Annotated in this window: 13 protein-coding genes; 5 read left to right on the forward strand and 8 right to left on the reverse strand. The window is 68.3% G+C overall.

Annotated elements, in window-relative coordinates:
• The first annotated feature begins 156 nt into the window (after window positions 1-156).
• Window positions 157-948 (forward strand): ABC transporter substrate-binding protein, encoded by a 792-nt coding sequence (locus HZI36_RS21920; protein WP_179404770.1) that lies wholly within the window; start codon window positions 157-159, stop codon window positions 946-948.
• 116 nt (window positions 949-1,064) lie between these two features.
• On the opposite strand, the gene HZI36_RS21925 is transcribed toward HZI36_RS21920, so the two are convergent.
• Window positions 1,065-2,513, reverse strand: coding sequence for an HDOD domain-containing protein (locus HZI36_RS21925; RefSeq protein WP_179404771.1), 1,449 nt, complete (start codon window positions 2,511-2,513; stop codon window positions 1,065-1,067).
• 22 nt (window positions 2,514-2,535) lie between these two features.
• Complete coding sequence (gene cdpA / locus HZI36_RS21930; protein WP_246327176.1) at window positions 2,536-4,272, reverse strand: cyclic di-GMP phosphodiesterase CdpA; 1,737 nt, start codon at window positions 4,270-4,272, stop codon at window positions 2,536-2,538.
• Window positions 4,273-4,570: 298 nt separating this feature from the next.
• On the opposite strand from cdpA, the gene HZI36_RS21935 reads away from it, so the two are divergent.
• On the forward strand, window positions 4,571-5,131 hold the full coding sequence (locus HZI36_RS21935; protein ID WP_179404773.1) for a peroxiredoxin: 561 nt from the start codon (window positions 4,571-4,573) through the stop codon (window positions 5,129-5,131).
• Between the two features lie 79 nt (window positions 5,132-5,210).
• On the opposite strand, the gene HZI36_RS21940 is transcribed toward HZI36_RS21935, so the two are convergent.
• Window positions 5,211-5,840, reverse strand: a complete 630-nt coding sequence (locus HZI36_RS21940; RefSeq protein WP_179404774.1) for an SDR family oxidoreductase — start codon at window positions 5,838-5,840, stop codon at window positions 5,211-5,213.
• Window positions 5,841-6,058: 218 nt separating this feature from the next.
• Here HZI36_RS21940 and HZI36_RS21945 point away from each other — a divergent pair, with 218 nt between their 5' ends.
• A complete protein-coding gene (locus HZI36_RS21945) occupies window positions 6,059-7,417 on the forward strand; it encodes an NYN domain-containing protein (protein ID WP_179404775.1) in 1,359 nt (452 codons plus the stop codon).
• A 96-nt stretch (window positions 7,418-7,513) separates the two neighbouring features.
• Here HZI36_RS21945 and HZI36_RS21950 read toward each other — a convergent pair whose 3' ends face one another.
• The 5 genes from HZI36_RS21950 to HZI36_RS21970 all read right to left on the reverse strand — a co-directional run bounded on the left by HZI36_RS21950 (window position 7,514) and on the right by HZI36_RS21970 (window position 18,157).
• The gene (locus HZI36_RS21950) at window positions 7,514-10,816 is read right to left on the reverse strand and encodes an efflux RND transporter permease subunit (RefSeq protein WP_179404776.1); all 3,303 of its coding nucleotides are present in this window, start codon (window positions 10,814-10,816) and stop codon (window positions 7,514-7,516) included.
• A 3-nt stretch (window positions 10,817-10,819) separates the two neighbouring features.
• Window positions 10,820-13,933 (reverse strand): MdtB/MuxB family multidrug efflux RND transporter permease subunit, encoded by a 3,114-nt coding sequence (locus HZI36_RS21955; RefSeq protein WP_179404777.1) that lies wholly within the window; start codon window positions 13,931-13,933, stop codon window positions 10,820-10,822.
• 15 nt (window positions 13,934-13,948) lie between these two features.
• Window positions 13,949-15,343, reverse strand: coding sequence for an MdtA/MuxA family multidrug efflux RND transporter periplasmic adaptor subunit (locus HZI36_RS21960; RefSeq protein ID WP_179404778.1), 1,395 nt, complete (start codon window positions 15,341-15,343; stop codon window positions 13,949-13,951).
• Between the two features lie 224 nt (window positions 15,344-15,567).
• Window positions 15,568-16,401, reverse strand: a complete 834-nt coding sequence (locus tag HZI36_RS21965) for an IclR family transcriptional regulator domain-containing protein (protein WP_179404779.1) — start codon at window positions 16,399-16,401, stop codon at window positions 15,568-15,570.
• A 562-nt stretch (window positions 16,402-16,963) separates the two neighbouring features.
• Window positions 16,964-18,157 (reverse strand): ammonium transporter, encoded by a 1,194-nt coding sequence (locus tag HZI36_RS21970; protein ID WP_179404780.1) that lies wholly within the window; start codon window positions 18,155-18,157, stop codon window positions 16,964-16,966.
• 302 nt (window positions 18,158-18,459) lie between these two features.
• Here HZI36_RS21970 and HZI36_RS21975 point away from each other — a divergent pair, with 302 nt between their 5' ends.
• Both HZI36_RS21975 and HZI36_RS21980 read left to right on the forward strand, forming a co-directional pair.
• Window positions 18,460-18,891 (forward strand): BCAL1086 family glycoprotein, encoded by a 432-nt coding sequence (locus HZI36_RS21975; RefSeq protein ID WP_179404781.1) that lies wholly within the window; start codon window positions 18,460-18,462, stop codon window positions 18,889-18,891.
• A gap of 137 nt (window positions 18,892-19,028) precedes the next feature.
• Entirely contained in the window at window positions 19,029-19,484 is a 456-nt protein-coding gene (locus HZI36_RS21980; RefSeq protein WP_179404782.1) for an Rrf2 family transcriptional regulator, read from the forward strand.
• Window positions 19,485-19,500 lie beyond the last annotated feature (16 nt).

The following is a 19,500-nucleotide window of genomic DNA, read 5'->3' on the forward strand; positions in this document are numbered from 1 at the left end:
TGCCGCACCGGTGCGCGCGGGTTGGTACAATCGCGCCCCTGCGGCTGTTGCGCCGCATCAACGCGGCGAACCCGGTTTGTCCGGGAATTCTGGCGCTGCAATGATCGCCGCACATCAGTCGTTGTGATTGATCCGTTCGTACCGAGGAGAACCTAGATGAAGTTGAACTGGCGAAAAGTGGCCGCGCATGCGGTAGTGGCGGCGGCGGCCGCATCGGGCGTCGCGCACGCGGCGGATCTGAAGGAGATCCGCTTCGGCGTCGAGGCGTCGTATGCGCCGTTCGAATACAAGACGCCGGACGGCAAGCTGACCGGTTTCGACATCGACATCGGCAACGCGGTGTGCGCGAAGCTGAAGACGAAGTGCGTGTGGGTCGAGAACGATTTCGACGGGCTGATCCCGGCGCTGGAGGCGCGCAAGTTCGACGCGATCAACTCCGACATGACGATCACCGCGCAGCGCGAGCACGCGATCGACTTCACCGATCCGATCTACACGATCCCGAACCAGCTGATCGCGAAGAAGGGCAGCGGCCTGCTGCCGACGCCGCAATCGCTGAAGGGCAAGCGCGTCGGCGTGCTGCAGGGCACGATCCAGGAAACCTACGCGAAGAAGCGCTGGGCGCCGGTCGGCGTCGAAGTCGTGCCGTACCAGACGCAGGATCTCGCGTATGCCGATCTGCAGTCGGGTCGCCTGGACGCGACGTTCCAGGATTCGGAGGCGGCCGCGAAGGGCTTCCTGTCGAAGCCGCAGGGCGCGGGCTTCGCGTTCGCGGGCGGCACGGTCAGCGACGCCGAGATCCTCGGCTCGGGTGTCGGCTTCGGTCTGCGCAAGAACGACGCGCAACTGAAGACCGCGATCGATCAGGCGCTGAAGGCGCTGAAGGCCGACGGCACGATCGACAACCTCGCGAAGAAGTATTTCAGCGTGTCCGTTACGCTGAAGTAAGCATGATGGAATAAGCGCGGATCGATTCCGCCGCAGCACAAACCGGCCGCTGATGCGGCCGGTTTGCATTTGAGGAAGCGATGCGCGCGGAGCGGGGCGGCGAGCGGCCGCGTCGCCTACGCCGGGAAAAATCGGCCGAGTTCGCGCGCGAGCGCATTCAGCAGCGCCATCTCGTGCGGTTCGATCTTGCGCGGCGGCGCCGCGCCCGCCCAGTCGCCGTACAGCAGCGCGACCGTCGACGCGCCGGCGCGCACCGGCAGCAGCACGAATGCGTGCGCGTCGTCGAACGCGTCGCGATACCACGCGGGCAGGCGCCGCAGCATCTTCGGCTCGCGCGCCTGCTCGATGTAGATGCCGACCGAGTTGCCGATCGCGAGGTGGAACACGTCCGGCTCGAAGCGCTCGTCGAAGCGCAGCCGCGGCAGCGCGGCCTCGACGCCCGGGCCGAAGCCGACGCGCGCGGCGAACGTGTGGTCGTCGTGCCGCACGAACATCACGGTGCGCGTGAGCCCGAGGCCCGCGAGCAGGCTTTCCGACGCGAGCGCGAGCACCGGGCCGAGCATGTGCTCGGACGGCAGCGAGCGCAGATCCGCGAGACCCGCCTCGAGCGCGGCGTCGGGCTCGGCCCGCGCGCGCGCGATCGCGTCGGCGTTCGCGCGCAGCTCGACGATCTCGCGCAGCATCGTGTCGCTCGTCTCGTCGCGCGCGAGCCGGTCGGTGATCTCGACGAACGCGTCGCGATCGATCCCGAGCGTCGGGCCGTACTGCCGGGCGAGCGCGTCGATCCGCGCGTCGCGCTCCGGGTCCGGCGGCACGGTCAGCACGTCGGCGAGCGCCATCGCGCACTGGCTCACCGAGCGCAGCCAGCGCGCGTGCCGGTCCGCTTCGTCGTCGCCGGTCTCGTGCACGTCGCCGCGCGTCATCCCCGCGCGGATCGCGTCCGGCAGCCGCCAGCGCGACGCGGCCTCGCGCCCGATCTCCTCGAAGCTGACGCCGAGCACGTCGACGCTCGCCGTTTCGTCGTCGCCGTCGAGCTCGGCCGCGCGCTGGACGATCCGGCTCCATTCGCCGTCGAGATAGCAGACGACGAGCAGACGCCCGACCTGACGCATCAGCGTGCAGACGACCGCCTCCTCGCCGGAGCGCAGGTCCGCGCGCGTGGTCAGGTTGCGCGCGACGCGGCCGGACAGCAGCACGCGGTTCAGCTCGAGCTTGGCGTCGATGCGCCGCGCGGCGCTTTGATGAAAATGGTCGACGATTTTCAGCCCGACGACGAGATGGCCGACCGCGTCCATCCCGAGCACCATCAGCGCGCGGGTCACGGTCGTGATGTTGCCGCCGAACGCCATGTACATCGCCGAGTTCGCGAGCTTCAGCACCTTCTGCGTCAGCGCGAAGTCCGACAGCACGACGCGCGCGAGCCCGGCGAGGTCGAGGTCGTCGTCGTGCATCGCGGTCATCGTCGCGCGCAACGATTCGGACAGCAGCGGGAAGTCGCCGCGCTCGCTCATGCGCGACCAGAGTCGGTCGAGGGTCGTCGGAGCGGGGGAGGTCAGCGTCGACATACGGAATTCCGCGGGCGTGGGCTCACTGCAGATGCAGTTGCCGCGCCTCGAAGCGCTGCGCGAGTTCGTCCGACGGCAGCGCGCGGCACACGAGCCAGCCCTGGATGTGGTCGCACCCCATCTCGGTCAGCAGCTCGCGCTGCGCCTCCGTCTCGACGCCCTCGGCGACGAGCTCGAGCTCGAGCGTGCGCGCGATGCCGACGACGGCCGACACGATCGCGCGGTCGTTGCGCGACGTCAGCAGGTTCTCGACGAAGCTGCGGTCGATCTTCAGCTTCGCGAGCGGGAAGCGCTGCAGGTACGCGAGGCTCGAATAGCCGGTGCCGAAGTCGTCGACCGCGAAGCGCAGCCCGAGATCGGTGAGCTCCTCGAGCAGCAGCTTCGCGTGGGCCGGATCGTGGATCAGCAGGCTTTCGGTGATCTCGAGCACGATCCGGTGCGGATCGACGCCGGTCAGCGCGATCGCCTCGCGCACGCTCTGCGTGAAGCGCGGATCGCGGAACTGCTGCGGCGACACGTTGACCGCGACGTACTGCAGCGCGAGGCCCTGGCGGTCCCACGCGACGAGCTGCATGCACGCGGCCTTCAGCACCCAGTTGCCGAGATAGTTGATGAGCCCGGTCGATTCGGCGAGCGGGATGAACGTCGCGGGCGGCACGAGCCCGTGCACCGGGTGGCGCCAGCGGATCAGCGCCTCGACGCCGGCCACCGCGCCCGACTGGCTGTGCGTGATCGGCTGGAAGTGCAGCGAGAATTCGCCGTTGCGCACGCCGTCGTACAGGTCGGCTTCGAGCTTCAGGCGCTCGGCGTCGGTCGAATCGTCGTTCGGCACGTGGAACGCGAGCGCGTTGCCGCCCGACGCCTTCGCCTGCGCGAGCGCCTGGTCGGCGCGGCGCAGCAGCGGGCTGTGGTGCTGCGCGCGCTTCGGCGCGTGGCGCTCGTCCGGCGGATACAGCGCGACACCGACGCTCGCGGACAGGTGCACCGGCTGTCCCGCATACACGTACGGGCTGCGCACCGCGGCCTGCAGCCGGCGGCCGAGCGCGCCCGCGGCGTCGGCCGCGTGCGTGCGCGTCGGCGCGCTGAACACGACCGCGAACTTGTCGCTCGCGACGCGCGCGAGCTGCTCGCCCGGCCCGATCTGCGCCTGCAGCCGCTGTGCGGTCTCGCGCAGCAGCGCGTCGCCGGCGTCGTAGCCGAGCGCGCGGTTGATCCGCTGATAGTCGTCGAGGTCGAGCAGCAGCAGCGCGGCGCTCGCGCCGGCCTCGTCGGCCAGTTGCTGCGCGCGCATCAGCGCGGGCACGAGCGCGGACAGGTTGTCGAGCCCGGTCATCGGGTCGTGATGCATCTCGTATGTGAGGCGCGCTTCGAGCGCGCGCCACGACGACACGTCGAACGCGGCGATCGCGTAGCCGTCGACGCCGCCGTGGCGGCTCTTGACCACGCGCAGCTCGACGTCGAGCGGATAGGTCAGCGACTTGACGATGCACATCGCCGCCTTCTCGACCTGGCCGGACAGCGCGGCGCGCGCGAGCAGACCGTCGAGCGCGGCGTTATCCTGTTCGGCGATGAGGTCGCGCAGCGTCAGCGTATGCAGGTAGTCGCGGTGGTAGCCGATGAAGCGCAGGCTCGCATCGGACACGTACAGGAAGCGCAGGTCGCGATCGACGTGCGCGAGGAAATCGACGCCGCCGACCGTCTGCTCGAGCCACTGACGGACGGTGTCGTCCTGACGGGGCGCGCCGGCGCGAGCGGGCATCAACGCGCCGCCCGACCAGGCGAAGCGGCGCAGCCGGTCAAGGGCATTGCGCCAGGCGCCCTGAAGCGGCGTCTGTTTCCGGATGGCTTGCATGTCGGCGAACGTGTTGGGCTGAAATCGGTCGATGGATTCAATAACGGCGCGGCGCGCGTATTCTTGAACTGGCGCGTGAGTGGGTGCTCGAACCGGTTCAAGCACTGGCGGCCCGCGAGTGGCCGGATGGCCTTGCGAGGGTTCCGGCGTCGAACCCCCGGCGCGGCGTGCATCGAGGCTGACTTTATACGAGACGAGGACGTAGATGAAGCGAAAACTGATCGGATGTGTGGCGGCGGCGCTCGTCGCCGGGTATGCGCTCACCGCGCACGCGGTGCTGAAGCCCGGCGATCCCGCCCCGGATTTCACGACGCAGGCGTCGCTGGGCGGCAAGACGTATTCGTATTCGCTCGCGGACGCGCTGAAGCGCGGCCCGGTCGTGCTCTATTTCTACCCGGCCGCGTTCACGAAGGGCTGCACGATCGAGGCGCACGAATTCGCGGAGGCGGTCGATCGCTACAAAGCGTACGGCGCGACGGTGATCGGCGTGTCCGCCGACGACATCGGCACGCTGACGAAGTTTTCCGTCAGCGAGTGCCGCAGCAAGTTCCCGGTCGCGGCCGATCCGGATACGAAGATCATCCGCGAATACGATGCGAAGCTGCCGGCGATCGAGCGCGCGAACCGCGTGTCGTACGTGATCTCGCCGGAAGGGAAGATTTTGTATGAATACACGAGCCTGTCGCCGGACAAGCACGTCGAGAACACGCTCGAGGCCGTGAAGGCGTGGGCGGCGACGCATCAGACGCAGGCGCAGCCCCAGTAGCGGGAATGGGCGGCCCGGCGCGCGGGCCGCCGAAACGAAGGCGAGGTCGGGCCGTCGAAACGAAGGCGAGGGCGGGCGGCTATGCGCGCAGCGCCTGCTCGATCGCCATGGTGCCGCCGACGAAGCCGATCGTCTTTCTCGACACGCCGAGCTTGATCGTCTCGATCGCGGCCCACGCGACGTCCTGGCGGGACACGGGCGGCAGGTTGTCGAGCCGGTCCTCGGCGAGCGCGATCATCCCGACGCCGGGGCTGTCCGACAGCGGGCCGGGGCGCAGGATCACGTAGTCGACGCCCGACGCGATCACGCAGTCGTCGCCCTCGCGCTTCATCTCCGAATAGTGGCGCAGGATCTCCGGGCTGCGCTCGGGCCAGTACGCGGTGAGCGAGCTGATCACGACCAGCTTCTGCACGTTGCAGGCGAGCGCGTACCCGGCGGCGCGCGCGACCGCGTCGCGGTCGATCTGCTCCTCCTCGGCCGCGCCGTCGGATTCCGCGGAGCCGGCCGCGTAGATCGCGTGCGTGATGCCCTGGAACGCGCCGGAGAAGTCGCCCGTCAGGTCGGCCACGATCACCTTCGCGCCGGGCAGCGTGTAGTCCGGCCGGCGCACGAGCGCGGTCACTTCGAAATCGGGCTGTTTGAGCAGCAGATCCGCCACCGCCTGGCCGGTGCGGCCCGCCGCGCCAATCACCAGTACCTTCATCGTCATGAAACCACTCCTTGCTCGATGCGTCGCCTACCCAGATGGGGACGGACGACTGTTACTCAAGTGTATGTCGAATCGGCGGCGCGGCAGTCAGGGGAAATAGGGAGGGGGTCGGGCACGCGCCGCCGCCGGGAATGCGCGGCAACCGGCTATCATGTGCGCAATTCATCACAGAGACGCCGCGCGTTCGGTGACGCAGCGGCCAACCGGCTGGAGCATTCATGGCATTACCGTTAGATAACGTCAGCATGGCGGTGTTCTGCGACTTCGAGAACGTCGCGCTCGGCGTGCGCGACGCGAAGTACGAGAAGTTCGATATCCAGCCGGTGCTGGAAAGGCTGCTGCTGAAGGGCAGCATCGTCGTGAAGAAGGCGTATTGCGACTGGGAGCGCTACAAGGGCTTCAAGGCCGCGATGCACGAGGCGAGCTTCGAGCTGATCGAGATTCCGCACGTGCGCCAGTCGGGCAAGAATTCGGCCGACATCCGGCTCGTCGTCGACGCGCTCGACCTGTGCTACACGAAGTCGCACGTCGACACGTTCGTGATCATCAGCGGCGACTCGGACTTCTCGCCGCTCGTGTCGAAGCTGCGCGAGAACGCGAAGAAGGTGATCGGCGTCGGCGTGAAGCAGTCGACGTCGGACCTGCTGGTCGCGAACTGCGACGAGTTCATTTTCTACGACGACCTCGTGCGCGAGCAGCAGCGCGCGCTCGCGAAGCGCGAGGCGCGCGTGGGCAACGGCGCGAAGCGGCCCGCGGACGAGCACGGCCGCAAGCCCGAGATGGAAGCGCGCCGGGCCGAGGCGATCGCGCTCGCGGTCGAGACGTTCGATGCGCTTGCGTCGGAGCGCGACGACGTCGGCAAGATCTGGGCGTCGGTGCTGAAGAGCGCGATCAAGCGCCGCAAGCCGGATTTCAACGAGTCGTATTACGGATTCCGCGCGTTCGGCAACCTGCTCGACGAGGCGCAGGCGCGTGGCCTGCTCGAAGTCGGCCGCGACGACAAGTCCGGCGCGTTCGTGTCGCGTGCGCGGCAGGCGGCGGCCGAGGCGGGCATCGAGGCCGATGCGACGGGCGGGGTGGCCGAGCACGGGCCGGCCGAGCACGGGCGTCGTCATGGGCGGCATCACGCGCCGCGTCGCGATGAGCCTGCGGTGGCGGTGGAGGCGGTGACGGCGGTGACGGCGGTGGCCGAAGCGGCGGGCGAGGTCGAGTCCGCGCATCCGGCCGCCGCGCCGGCGCCGGTCGCGCAACGCGAGGCGGACCACGCCGACGCGCACGAGCCGCAGCACGCACAGCACGTGCTGCACGAAGAGAAGAAGGACGACCGCAAGCGCGCGCGCAAGAGCCCGGCGAAGAAGGCCGGCGTGAAGAAAGGCGACGGGAAGAAGGCCGGCGCGAAGCATGCGGGCCCGAAAGACGCCGAGGCGACCCATACCGATGCGGCCGCCGAGCCGGCGCCCGCTGCCGGCGCTGCCCCCGCGGAAGCCGCACCGGCCGACACCGCACCCGCCAAGCCCGCGCGCAAATCGGCGCCGCGCGCCCGGCGTCCGCGCAAGGCCGCGCCCGCGGACGCATAACGGACACGTCAACGACGCGAGCCGGGCTTCCACCCGGCTCGCCTCCCGTTTCATCGTCGCCCGCGCCCGGCGCGGTCTACGCGCCGGCGATCGCCGTCATTCCCCGGTCATCGCCGCGCCGCCCGACGCGCGGCGCTCGCGGCGCTTCTCGACCCGCACCCGCAGCCGGTCCATGTACAGATACACGACCGGCGTCGTGAAGAGCGTCAGCATCTGCGACACGATCAGGCCGCCGGCGATCGCGATCCCGAGCGGCGCGCGCAGCTCGGAGCCGTCGCTGTGCCCGAACGCGAGCGGCAGCGCGCCGAGCAGCGCCGCCATCGTCGTCATCATGATCGGCCGGAAGCGCAGCAGGCACGCCTCGTGGATCGCGTCGAACGGCGAGCGGCCGCGCCGCGTCGCGTCGATCGCGAAGTCGACCATCATGATCGCGTTCTTCTTCACGATGCCGATCAGCAGAATCACGCCGATCAGCGCGATGATGCTGAACTCGGTCTTGAACAGCAGCAGCGCGAGCAGCGCGCCGACGCCCGCCGACGGCAGCGTCGACAGGATCGTGATCGGGTGGATGTAGCTCTCGTACAGGATCCCGAGCACGATGTAGACGGCCGCGAGCGCCGCGAGGATCAGCACCGGCTGATCCTTCAGCGATTGCTGGAACGCCTGCGCGGTGCCCTGGAAGCTGCCCTGGATCGTCGGCGGCATGCCGATCTCGGCCATCGTCTGATAGATCACCTGGGTCGCCTTCGACAGCGACACGCCCGGCGGCAGGTTGAACGAGATCGTCGTCGCGACGAACAGGCCCTGGTGGTTGACCGCGAGCGGCGTCGTGCTCGGGCCGAACGTCGCGATCGCCGATAGCGGCACCATCGACTCCTGCGACGTCGACACCGCCGCGCCCGACGACGCGCTCGACTTCCCGCTCGCCGCGATCGCGTTCATCGCCTGGTTGCGCGCGGAGTCGGCCGCGATCGCGGCGGCGCTCTGCGCGGCCGTGCCGGCCGTCGACGTGCCCGCCGACGTCGACACGAACGTGCCGGCGGCCGCGTTCGTCGTCTGCGCGCCGCTCGCGCTGCCGCCCGCCGTGCTGATCCAGATCTCGTTCAACATCTCGGGGCTTTGCCAGTACTGCGGCGCGACTTCCATCACCACGTGATACTGGTTCAGTGGGTTATAGATCGTCGAGACCTGGCGCTGGCCGAACGCGTCGTATAGCGTATTGTCGATCTGCGCGGGCTTGATGCCGAGCCGCGACGCGGTCGAGCGGTCGATCGTCACCATCGACTCGAGGCCGCCTTGCTGCTGGTCGGAGTTCACGTCCGCGAGCTCGGTGCGCTTCTGCAGCGCCTCGGTCAGGATCGGCCCCCACTTGTACAGGTCGGCGCTCGAATCGCCGAGCAGCGTGAACTGGTACTGCGCGTTGCTGACGCGGCCGCCGACGCGGATGTCCTGCGCGGCCTGCAGGAAGGTCGACGCGCCCGCGACGTTCGACAGCGGCCCGCGAAGCTGCTGGATCACCTGGTCGGCGGTCAGCTTGCGCACGCTGCGGTCGTTCAGCGTGACGAACATGAAGCCCGAGTTCGTCTGCGAGCCGCCGGTGAAGCCCGCGACGCTCTTCACGTTCCGGTTCTGCTGCACGATCCGCATCATCTCGGAGAACTTGAGCTTCATCGCCTGGAACGACGTGCTCTGGTCGGCGCGGATCCCGCCGATCATCAGGCCCGTGTCCTGCTGCGGGAAAAAGCCCTTCGGCACGACGATATACAGATACACGTTCAGTCCGATCGTCGCGATCAGGATCATCAGCACGAACAGCGAATGGCGCAGCGCCCATGACAGCGCGCGCTCGTAGCCGTGCTGCATCCGCGTGAACGCGCGCTCGAGCCAGCGCGCGAAGCGGCCTTCCTCTTGCGGATTGTGCACGTCGGCCAGCAGGCGCGCGCACATCATCGGCGTGACGGTCAGCGACACCGCGAGCGACACCGTGATCGCGAGCGACAGCGTCAGCGCGAACTCGCGGAACAGCCGCCCGACGATCCCGCCCATCAGCAGGATCGGCAGGAACACCGCGACGAGCGACAGGCTCATCGACAGCACCGTGAAGCCGACCTCGCGCGCGCCGTCGAACGCGGCCTGCAGCCTCGGCGTGCCGTTCTCGATATGGCGCGAGATGTTCTCGAGCACGACGATCGCATCGTCGACGACGAAGCCCGTCGCGACGATCAACGCCATCAGCGACAGGTTGTCGATCGAGTAGTTGAGCAGATACATCGCGCCGAACGTGCCGATGATCGAGATCGGCACCGCGACCGACGGAATCAGTGTCGCGCGGGCGTTGCGCAAGAACAGGAACACGACCATCACGACGAGCGAGATCGCGATCAGCAGCGTGCGCTCGGTGTCGCGCAGCGACGCGCGGATCGTCGTCGAGCGGTCGAGCACCGGCGTCACGACGATGTCGGCGGGCAGCGCGGCGGTGAGCTGCGGCAGCGCCGCGCGGACGCGATCGATCGTCTCGATGATGTTCGCGCCGGGCGAGCGGTACAGGATCAGCAGCACCGCACGCTGGCCGTTCGACAGGCCGAGGTTGCGCAGATCCTCGACCGAGTCGACGATGTCACCGACGTCCGACAGTTTGACCGCCGCGTTGTTGCGATACGCGACGACGAGGTCGCGGTATTGCGACGCCTGCGACGCCTGGTCGTTCGTATACAGCTGGAAGTGCTGCGGGCCGAACTCGATCGCGCCCTTCGGGCTGTTCGCGTTCGCGGATGCGAGCGCCGCGCGCACGTCCTCGAGCCCGATCCCGTAGTGGAACAGCGCGTGCGGCTGCAGTTCGATGCGCACCGCGGGGTTCGCGGAGCCGCTGACGTTCACCTGGCCGATCCCGTCGACTTGCGACAGCGACTGCTCGAGCACCGTGGACGCCGCGTCGTAGAGCCGCGCGGGCGGCTCGGTTTCCGACGTCAGCGACAGGATCATGATCGGCGAGTCGGACGGGTTGACCTTGTGGTAGGTCGGGTTGCTCTTCAGGCTCGCGGGCAGGTCGGCGCGCGCCGCGTTGATCGCGGCCTGCACGTCGCGCGCGGCGCCGTCGATGTCGCGGCTCAGGTCGAACTGCAGCGTGATCCGTGAATTGCCGACCGTGCTCGACGACGTCATTTCGGTCACGTCGGCGATCGTGCCGAGGTGTCGCTCGAGCGGGCTCGTCACGCTGGTCGCAACCGTGTCGGGGCTCGCGCCCGGCAGCGACGCCTGCACCGAGATCGTCGGAAAGTCGACCTGCGGCAGCGGCGACACCGGCAGCTTGATGAACGCGAAGATCCCCGCGAGCGCGACGCCGAGCGCGAGCAGCGTCGTCGCGACGGGGCGGGTGATGAATGGGCGGGAGAGGTTCATCGATCAGGCATCCGTGCTCGGACCGGCCGCGGAGCCGCTGCGCTCGAACCAGCCGCGCACGCGGCGCGCGAGCGCGTCGAAAGCGAGATAGATCACGGGCGTCGTAAACAGCGTCAGCACCTGCGACACGATCAGCCCGCCGGCGATCGCGAGGCCGAGCGGCTTGCGCAGCTCGGAGCCCGCGCCGGAGCCGACGATCAGCGGCACCGCGCCGAGCAGAGCGGCCAGCGTCGTCATCAGGATCGGCCGGAAGCGCAACAGGCACGCCTGATAGATCGCCTCGCGCGGCGGCTTGCCTTCCGAGCGCTCGGCCTCGAGCGCGAAGTCGATCATCATGATCGCGTTCTTCTTCACGATGCCGATCAGCAGCACGATCCCGATGATCCCGATGATGTCGAGATCGTGGCCGGTCACCATCAGCGCGAGCAGCGCGCCGATGCCGGCCGACGGCAGCGTCGACAGGATCGTCACCGGGTGGATGTAGCTCTCGTACAGCACGCCGAGCACGATGTACATCGTGACGATCGCCGCGAGCAGCAGGAACAGCTGGTTCGACAGCGATGCCTGGAACGCGAGCGCCGCGCCCTGGAAGCGGGTCTGGAACGACGCGGGCAGGCCGATGTCCTTCTCGGCCGCGTCGATCGCCTTCACCGCCTCGCCGAGCGATGCGCCCGGCGCGAGGTTGAACGAGATCGTCGTCGACGGGAACTGCGACAGGTGCGACACGAGCAGCGGCGACGCCTGCTCGCGGAACGTCGCGATCGCCGACAGCGGCACCTGGCCGCCGCCCGCGGACGGCAGGTACAGGCTGTTCAGCGATTGCGCGTAGTGTTCCAGCTTCGGCTCGGATTCGAGGATCACGCGGTACTGGTTCGACTGCGTGAAAATCGTCGACACGATACGCTGGCCGAACGCATCGTACAGCGCGTTGTCGACGGTCGCGGGCGTGATCCCGAAGCGCGCGGCGCTCGCGCGGTCGATCTCGATGTAGACCGACTGGCCGCTGTCCTGCAGGTCGGTCGCGACGTCGGCGAGCGACGATTCCTGCTTCAGCCGCGACACGAGCTTCGGCACCCACGTCGAGAATTCCGTCACGTTCGGGCTCGTCAGCATGAACTGGTACTGCGTCGGGCTCACCGTCGAATCGATCGTCAGATCCTGCACCGGCTGCATGTAGAGCGAGATGCCCGGCACGTTCGCGACGCGCTGCTGCAGGTCGCGGATGATGTCGGTCGCGGTCTCGCTGCGTTCGTCGCGTGCCTTCAGGTTGATCAGCATCCGGCCGCTGTTCAGCGTGATGTTCGTGCCGTCGACGCCGATGAACGACGTCAGGCTGTCGACGTTCGGATCCTTCAGGATCTCGGTCGCGAGCTGCTGCTGCCGCTCGGCCATCGCGCCGTACGAGATCGACTGCGGCGCCTGCGTGATCGCCTGGATCAGCCCGGTGTCCTGCGACGGGAAGAAGCCCTTCGGAATCTCGACGTACAGCACGCCGGTGAGGACGAGCGTCAGCACCGCGACGACGAGCGTCGCGCGCTGCCGGTTCAGCACCCACTCGAGCGCGACCGCGTACTTCGCGATCACGCGGTCGATCACCTGGTGTACGCGCGCCTCGAAGCGGTGGCTCTCGGGCGGCGGCGTGTGGCGCAACAGCTTCGCGCACATCATCGGCACGAGCGTCAGCGACACGACGGCCGAGATCACGATCGTCACCGCGAGCGTGATCGCGAACTCGTGGAACAGGCGCCCGACGACGTCGCCCATGAACAGCAGCGGAATCAGCACCGCGATCAGCGATACCGTCAGCGAGATGATCGTGAAGCCGATCTGCTTCGAGCCCTTCAACGCAGCCTCGAGCGCGGAGTCGCCCGCCTCGACGTAGCGCGAGATGTTCTCGATCATCACGATCGCGTCGTCGACGACGAAGCCGGTCGCGATCGTCAGCGCCATCAGCGACAGGTTGTTCAGCGAGAAGCCGCACAGATACATGACCGCGAGCGTGCCGATCAGCGACAGCGGCACGGACAGGCTCGGGATGATCGTCGCGTAGACGTTCGCGAGGAACAGGTACATCACGAGCACGACGAGCGCGACCGCGAGCCCGAGCTCGAGCTGCACGTCCTGCACGGCCGCGCGGATCATCGTCGTGCGGTCGGTGACGATCTGCACGTCGAGCGCGCTCGGCAGCGCCTGCTGCAACTGCGGCAGCAGCGCCTTGATCGCGTCGACGGTCTGGATCACGTTCGCGCCCGGCTGGCGCTGCACGTTCAGGATGATCGCCGGCTCCGAATCGACCCATGCGCCGAGCTTCGTGTTCTCCGAGCCGTCGACGATCTTCGCGACGTCGGTCAGCATCACCGGGCGCCCGTTCTTGTACGCGACGACCGCGCTCTGGTACTGGTCCGCGCTCGTCAGCTGGTCGTTCGCGTTGATCGTGTACGCGCGCGTCGGGCCGTCGAAGTTGCCCTTCGGCGTGTTCACGTTCAGGTTCGAGATCGTCGTGCGCAGGTCGTCGAGGTTCAGCCCGTACTGCGCGAGCGCGGTCGGGTTCGCCTGGATCCGCACGGCCGGGCGGTTGCCGCCCGACAGGCTCACGAGGCCGACGCCCGCGACCTGCGAGATCTTCATCGCGAGCCGCGTGTCCGCGAGATCCTGCACCTGCGTGAGCGGCAGCGTCTTCGACGTGACCGCGAGCGTCAGCACCGGCGCGTCGGCCGGGTTCACCTTCGCGTAGATCGGCGGCGCAGGCAGGTCGGACGGCAGCAGATTGCCGGCCGCGTTGATCGCGGCCTGCACTTCCTGCTCGGCGATGTCGAGCGGCAGGTCGAGGCTGAACTGCAGCGTGATCACCGACGCGCCCGCCGAGCTCTGCGACGACATCTGGTTCAGCGACGGCATCTCGCCGAACTGCCGCTCGAGCGGCGCCGTCACCGACGACGTCATCACCTCGGGGCTCGCGCCGGGATAGAAGGTCTGCACCTGGATCGTCGGATAGTCGACCTCGGGCAGCGCCGCGAGCGGCAGGAACCGCAGCGCGACGAAGCCGGCCAGCATGATCGCCGCCATCAGCAGCGCCGTGCCGACCGGCCGGAGAATGAACAGGCGGGACGGATTCATCGGGTGGCCCGCACGTTATTGGCCGCTTGCTTGCGACGCACCCGAGCGGTGCTGGCCGTGATGGCCGCCTTTCACGCCCGATGCGCCCGATGCGGCGCCCGCGCCGGATGCGCCGGATGCGCCGGATGCGCCCCGCGCGCCGGACGCACCTTTAGGCTTGTCGGCCGGAATCGTGATTTTCGAGCCTTCGCGCAGGCGGTCGGAGCCGTCGGTGACGACGCGCTCGCCGATCGCGAGCCCGCTCGCGATGCTCGTGCGCTCGCCGTCGACCGGGCCGACCTTGACCTTGCGCACCGTGACCGTGTTGTCGGGCTTCACGACGTAGACGAACGTGCCGATCGAGCCGGTCAGCACCGCGGCGGTCGGCACGATCGTCGCGTCGTGGATCGTGTCGACGAGCAGGCGCGTGTTCACGAACTGATTCGGGAACAGCAGCCCGCCCTTGTTGTTGAACGTCGCGCGCAGCTTGACCGTGCCGGTCGACGTGTCGATCTGGTTGTCGACGGTCTCGAGCGAGCCGGTTTCGAGCGGCGCCGAGTTGTCGCGGTTGTACGCGGTGACCGACAGCTTCCGGTCCCCGTTCATCTGCGTCAGGATCTGCGGGAGATTGTCTTCCGACGTCGTGAAGATCACGCTCATCGGCTGAAGCTGCGTGATCACGACGAGGCCGTTCGTGTCGCCCGGCGTCACATAGTTGCCCGGATCGACCTGGCGCAGGCCGACGCGGCCCGACACCGGCGCGGTGATCCGCGCGTACACGAGGTTCAGCTTCGCGGAGGCGACGGCCGCGTCGTCGGTCTGCACCGTGCCTTCGTACTGCTTGACGAGCGACGCCTGCGTGTCGGCGGTCTGGCGCGCGATCGAATCCTGCGCGAGCAGCGTCTGGTAGCGTTTCAGGTCGAGCCGCGCGGTCGCGAGCAGCGCCTGGTCGCGCGCGAGCGTGCCCTGCGCATTCTCGAGCGCGTTCTGGTACGGGCGCGGGTCGATCTGCGCGAGCACGTCGCCTTTCTTGACGAACTGGCCTTCCTGGAAATCGACCGACTGCAGGTAGCCGGAGAGCTGCGTCTTCACGGTGACGTTCGCGAGCGGGGTCACGGTGCCGAGCGCGGACAGCACGATCGGCATGTCGCCCTGCGCCGCGGCCGCGACCTGGACCGGCTGCGGCACGTTCGCCATCGCGGCCGGGCCGCCGTGGCGACGGCCGCCGCTCGCTGCGCTCGCGCCGGAGGCGCCGGTGGCGCCCGATGCGCCGCCGGGCGTGCTGCTCTTCCACGGATGCCACCAGAGCAGCCCGCCGATCACGATGATCGCGATCGCACCGGCGACCAGCTTGCGGCGCGGGCGCGGCTCGGCGGAGTGGGGGGGCGCAGGATCCTGCGAGGGGGGCGTGGGCTTGTGCTGGTTGTCCATCGTATCGGTCTGGATGACGGCGCGGCGCGCCACGAGGGGCGGCGGGCTGCTTGTGCCTGAAGCGGCCGGGCGGCCAGGGCCGCCGACCCGCGCGGGAAAAGAACGGCGTGCGCCGCTCTCGACGGCGTAACGATGGGCATGATCCTACGTCCCGTCCCCGTTATAGTCCAGCGATCTATCTTTCAACCAGTTACTGTCGTTACAGAATGCACGCGCGCGCGGTGTCAGATGCCGTTGCGCCGCGCGGGCGTGCCGCCGATCTCGCGCGTGATCTTCGCGATGCATTCGTGCAGCGCCGGCACGCCGTGATCGCGCAGCCACGTTTCGGTGCATTGGCTCGACGCGCCGCCGCAATTGACCGCGTAGCGCTGCCCGGACGGACCGACGAAGCCGCCGGCGATCGCGTTCAGCCCTTCGTACCACTCGCCGAGCGCGATGGTGTGCCCGAAGCGCGCCGCTTCGTCGAGCGACGGGTTGAGCCGCGCGACGATGTGCGGCCAGTCGTTGCCGGCCGAGATCTGCAGCGCGCCGAGCAGCTCCTGGCGATCCGCGTCGTCGAGCGCCGCGAGGTACGCGCGCCCGACCGCCGTGCGCGCGATGTCCATCCGCGAGCCGATCTCGAGACGCGTGACGAGCACCGCCGAGCGGGGCCGGATCACTTCGATCGCGACCATGTCGAGCCGGTCGCGGACCGCGAGGTGGACGGACAGCGACGTGCGCTCCGCGAGCTCGACGAGAAACGGCCGCGAGCGGGCGCGGACGTCGAAGTTGCGCAGGAAGCCGTGGCTCAGCTCGAGCACCGACGCGGTGAGCACGAAGCGTTCGCTGTCGGGCAGGCGGAACAGGAAGCCGGCGCTGACGAGCGTCGACGTGATCCGCGAGATCGTCGGCTTCGGGATGCCGGTCTGTTCGGTCAGCTCGCGGTTGCTGACGGGAGCGTCCGCGGCGGCGATGCGCCGCAGCACGGCGAGGCCGCGCGACAGCGCCGCGATTTCGTCGGTCGACGAATCGCGATCGCCACGGTCGCGCGGCTGAGGAAAATTGACTGATGTCGACACAGGAACTCTCGTTTTTCGAAACTCTATTTCAATTTCGTCAGAATTGTACGGCTGTTGCCAACGCATGCACGGTGTTCGGCCCATGTGGGCACGCGATGAAATTTGCCGGCCACTCATTAGATTTATTAGGAAAACTCTGGCGTTGCGCTGCTACAACCGATGCCTGCTCGTACAATTTCCGCTTGACTTGTCGGATGGAAACAGAAACAATGTCTCATGTTTTCGAAACATCGTTTCGTGCCACAGGTTATAACGGTCTCGGTACAACGGTGCTTCGCGCAGTCTCTCAGGTTCTAGCACGGCCCTCGGAATGGCTAGAACTTTTTTAGCGCCACGGTTCTCCGTGGCGCTTTTTTTTGTTCCGCCGCCGGAGCGTGCCAACTGCGTATTATCGCCTGCGCCGCGCGCCGGGAACGCGAAATTGCGGGATTTGCAACATTGTTTCGAAATCCCTGCGGCGTCGTGGCTTGTGCGAGGTGGGTGCGAGGGCGCACGAGGTGCGCGTGAGGTGCGCGGGTTCGGCCCGGCGGCGCGGCGCGCCACCGGGCGCGCCGCGTGCGGGTCAGTCGCGTTCGGGGGTGGCCGAAATCCGGTGGATCGACAGGTCCGCGCCGTCGAATTCCGCTTCCTGGTCGAGCCGCAGCCCGACGGTCGCCTTCAGTGCACCGTAGACGGCCGTGCCGCCCGCAAGTGCGATCGCGATCCCGCCGAGCGTGCCGATCAACTGCGACGCGAACGACACGCCGCCGAGCCCGCCGAGCGCGGGCAGCCCGAACACGCCGGCCGCGATGCCGCCGAGCGCGCCGCACATCCCGTGCAGCGGCCACACGCCGAGCACGTCGTCGATCCGCCATTTGTTCTGCACGCACGTGAACATCGCGACGAACAGCGCGCCGGCGATCGCGCCCGTCACCAGCGCACCGAGCGGGTGCATCACGTCGGAGCCCGCGCAGACCGCGACGAGCCCCGCGAGCGGCCCGTTGTAGGTGAAGCCCGGGTCGTTGCGGCCCGCGAGCCACGCGGCGAGCGTGCCGCCGACCATGGCCATCAGCGAGTTCACCGCGACGAGGCCGCTGATCTTGTCGAGCGTCTGCGCGCTCATCACGTTGAAGCCGAACCAGCCGACCGCGAGCACCCAGCCGCCGAGCGCGAGGAACGGGATGTTCGACGGCGGATGCGCGGCGATGCGGCCGTCCTTGCCGTAGCGCCCATGGCGCGCGCCGAGCAGCAGCACCGCGGGCAGCGCGATCCAGCCGCCGAACGCGTGCACGACGACCGAGCCCGCGAAATCGTGGAACGGCGCGCCGAACGCGTGCGTGAGCCACGCCTGCACGCCGAACCTGCCGTTCCACGCGATGCCTTCGAAGAACGGATACACGAAGCCGACGATCACGAGCGTCGCGACGAGTTGCGGATTGAACTTCGCGCGCTCCGCGATGCCGCCCGAGATGATCGCCGGGATCGCGGCCGCGAACGTCAGCAGGAAGAAGAAGCGCACGAGCGCATAGCCGCTGTGCTGCGACAGCGTGCCGATGTCGTCGAAGAACTCGACGCCGTACGCGATCGTATAGCCGATGAAGAAATACGCGATCGTCGACACCGAGAAGTCGACCAGGATCTTCACGAGCGCGTTGACCTGGTTCTTCTTGCGCACGGTGCCGAGTTCGAGGAACGCGAAGCCTGCGTGCATCGCCAGCACCATCACGGCGCCGATCAACAGGAACAGCGTGTCCATGCCCGATTTCAGATCATTCATCCGATGCTTCCTCGCTCAAAAAATGGGCATGAAATGCAAAAATCGGGCCAACTCGGTGAATCGACGCGTGGAAATGGTGCGACATGCGTCGTGACGGGGCTTCGCGCGAGGGGCGCGGAGAGCGGGCCGCAAGCGTGCGACGCGCGGGCGGTGCTGATGGCACGTTTGTGGTGCCGCAACGCTCCCATATGGTGCGCACGATTGCACGCAGATGGCGCGCGAGCGATGCGCGCCGTTCGGCGGCGTATCATCGTTGCTATGATGAATAGCGAAGCCGCCCGTCGCGCGGCTCGAGGACCCAGATGAGCATGACGAACAGTCTGAATCGAAGTGGGGCCGTCGCGCTGGCGGCGGCCGTTTGCGCCGCCGCGCTGCTCGCCGGCTGCGAGAAGAAGCCGGCCCCGCCGACGCCGGACACCGCCGCGAGCGCGGCCGCCGACGTCGCGAACCAGGCGACGCAGAAGCTCGACCAGATGGCGAGCTTCGTCAACGCGCAGGTCGGCGCGGCGAAGGCCGGCGTCGCATCCGCGGCGTCCGCGGTGCCGCCGCTGTCCGCGAGCGGGCTCGCCGCCGCCGCGCAGGCGCAGATCAGCTCGGCCGCGTCCGCGGTGATCGGGCAGGCCGCGTCCGAGGCCGGTGCGAATCTCGAGGCCGCGGGCCGCAAGCTCCAGCAGTGGAGCAAGCCGCAGCACGCATCGGGCGCCGCCGCGAAAGGGGGCGACGGCGATGATTGACGCTGTGCTTGCGTGACCGTCTAAATGTAATTATCATGGTTACACTTTTGGCGCCGGGCGTGGTGACGCGGCCGGCGCCGCTGATTGTGCTGTCGATGAAGGTGTCGTCGACGAATTTGTTGCCGAATGAGTCAGGAATGAATACCAGCAGCCGGTTCGCATTCGCCGTCCACGTGCTTGCGTTGCTGTCGATGCAGGAGGGGGTGCCGCTGTCGTCCGACATCATCGCGGGCAGCGTGAACACGAATCCGGTGCTGATTCGCCGGCTGCTGTCGATGCTCGCGGCCGCCGGCATGACGACGTCGCAGCTCGGCGCGGGCGGCGGCGCGCTGCTGGCCCGCGAGCCGGCGCGCATCACGCTGCTCGATGTCTATCGGGCGGTCGACGACGCGCAGTTGTTCGCGCTGCACCGCGAGGCGCCGAATCCGGCGTGTCTCGTCGGGCGGCACATCCAGCACGTGCTGACCGGTTACATCGACGACGCGCAGCGCGCGATGGAAGCGTCGCTCGCGACGCGCACGCTCGCCGACGTGACCGCCGACATGCTGGACGCCGAGCAGTTGCGGCAGCAGGAGCAGCATGCTACCGGCTGACGTGGCCGGCTGGCGG

The organism is Burkholderia guangdongensis (genome assembly GCF_013403875.1).
Lineage (GTDB): Bacteria > Pseudomonadota > Gammaproteobacteria > Burkholderiales > Burkholderiaceae > Burkholderia > Burkholderia guangdongensis.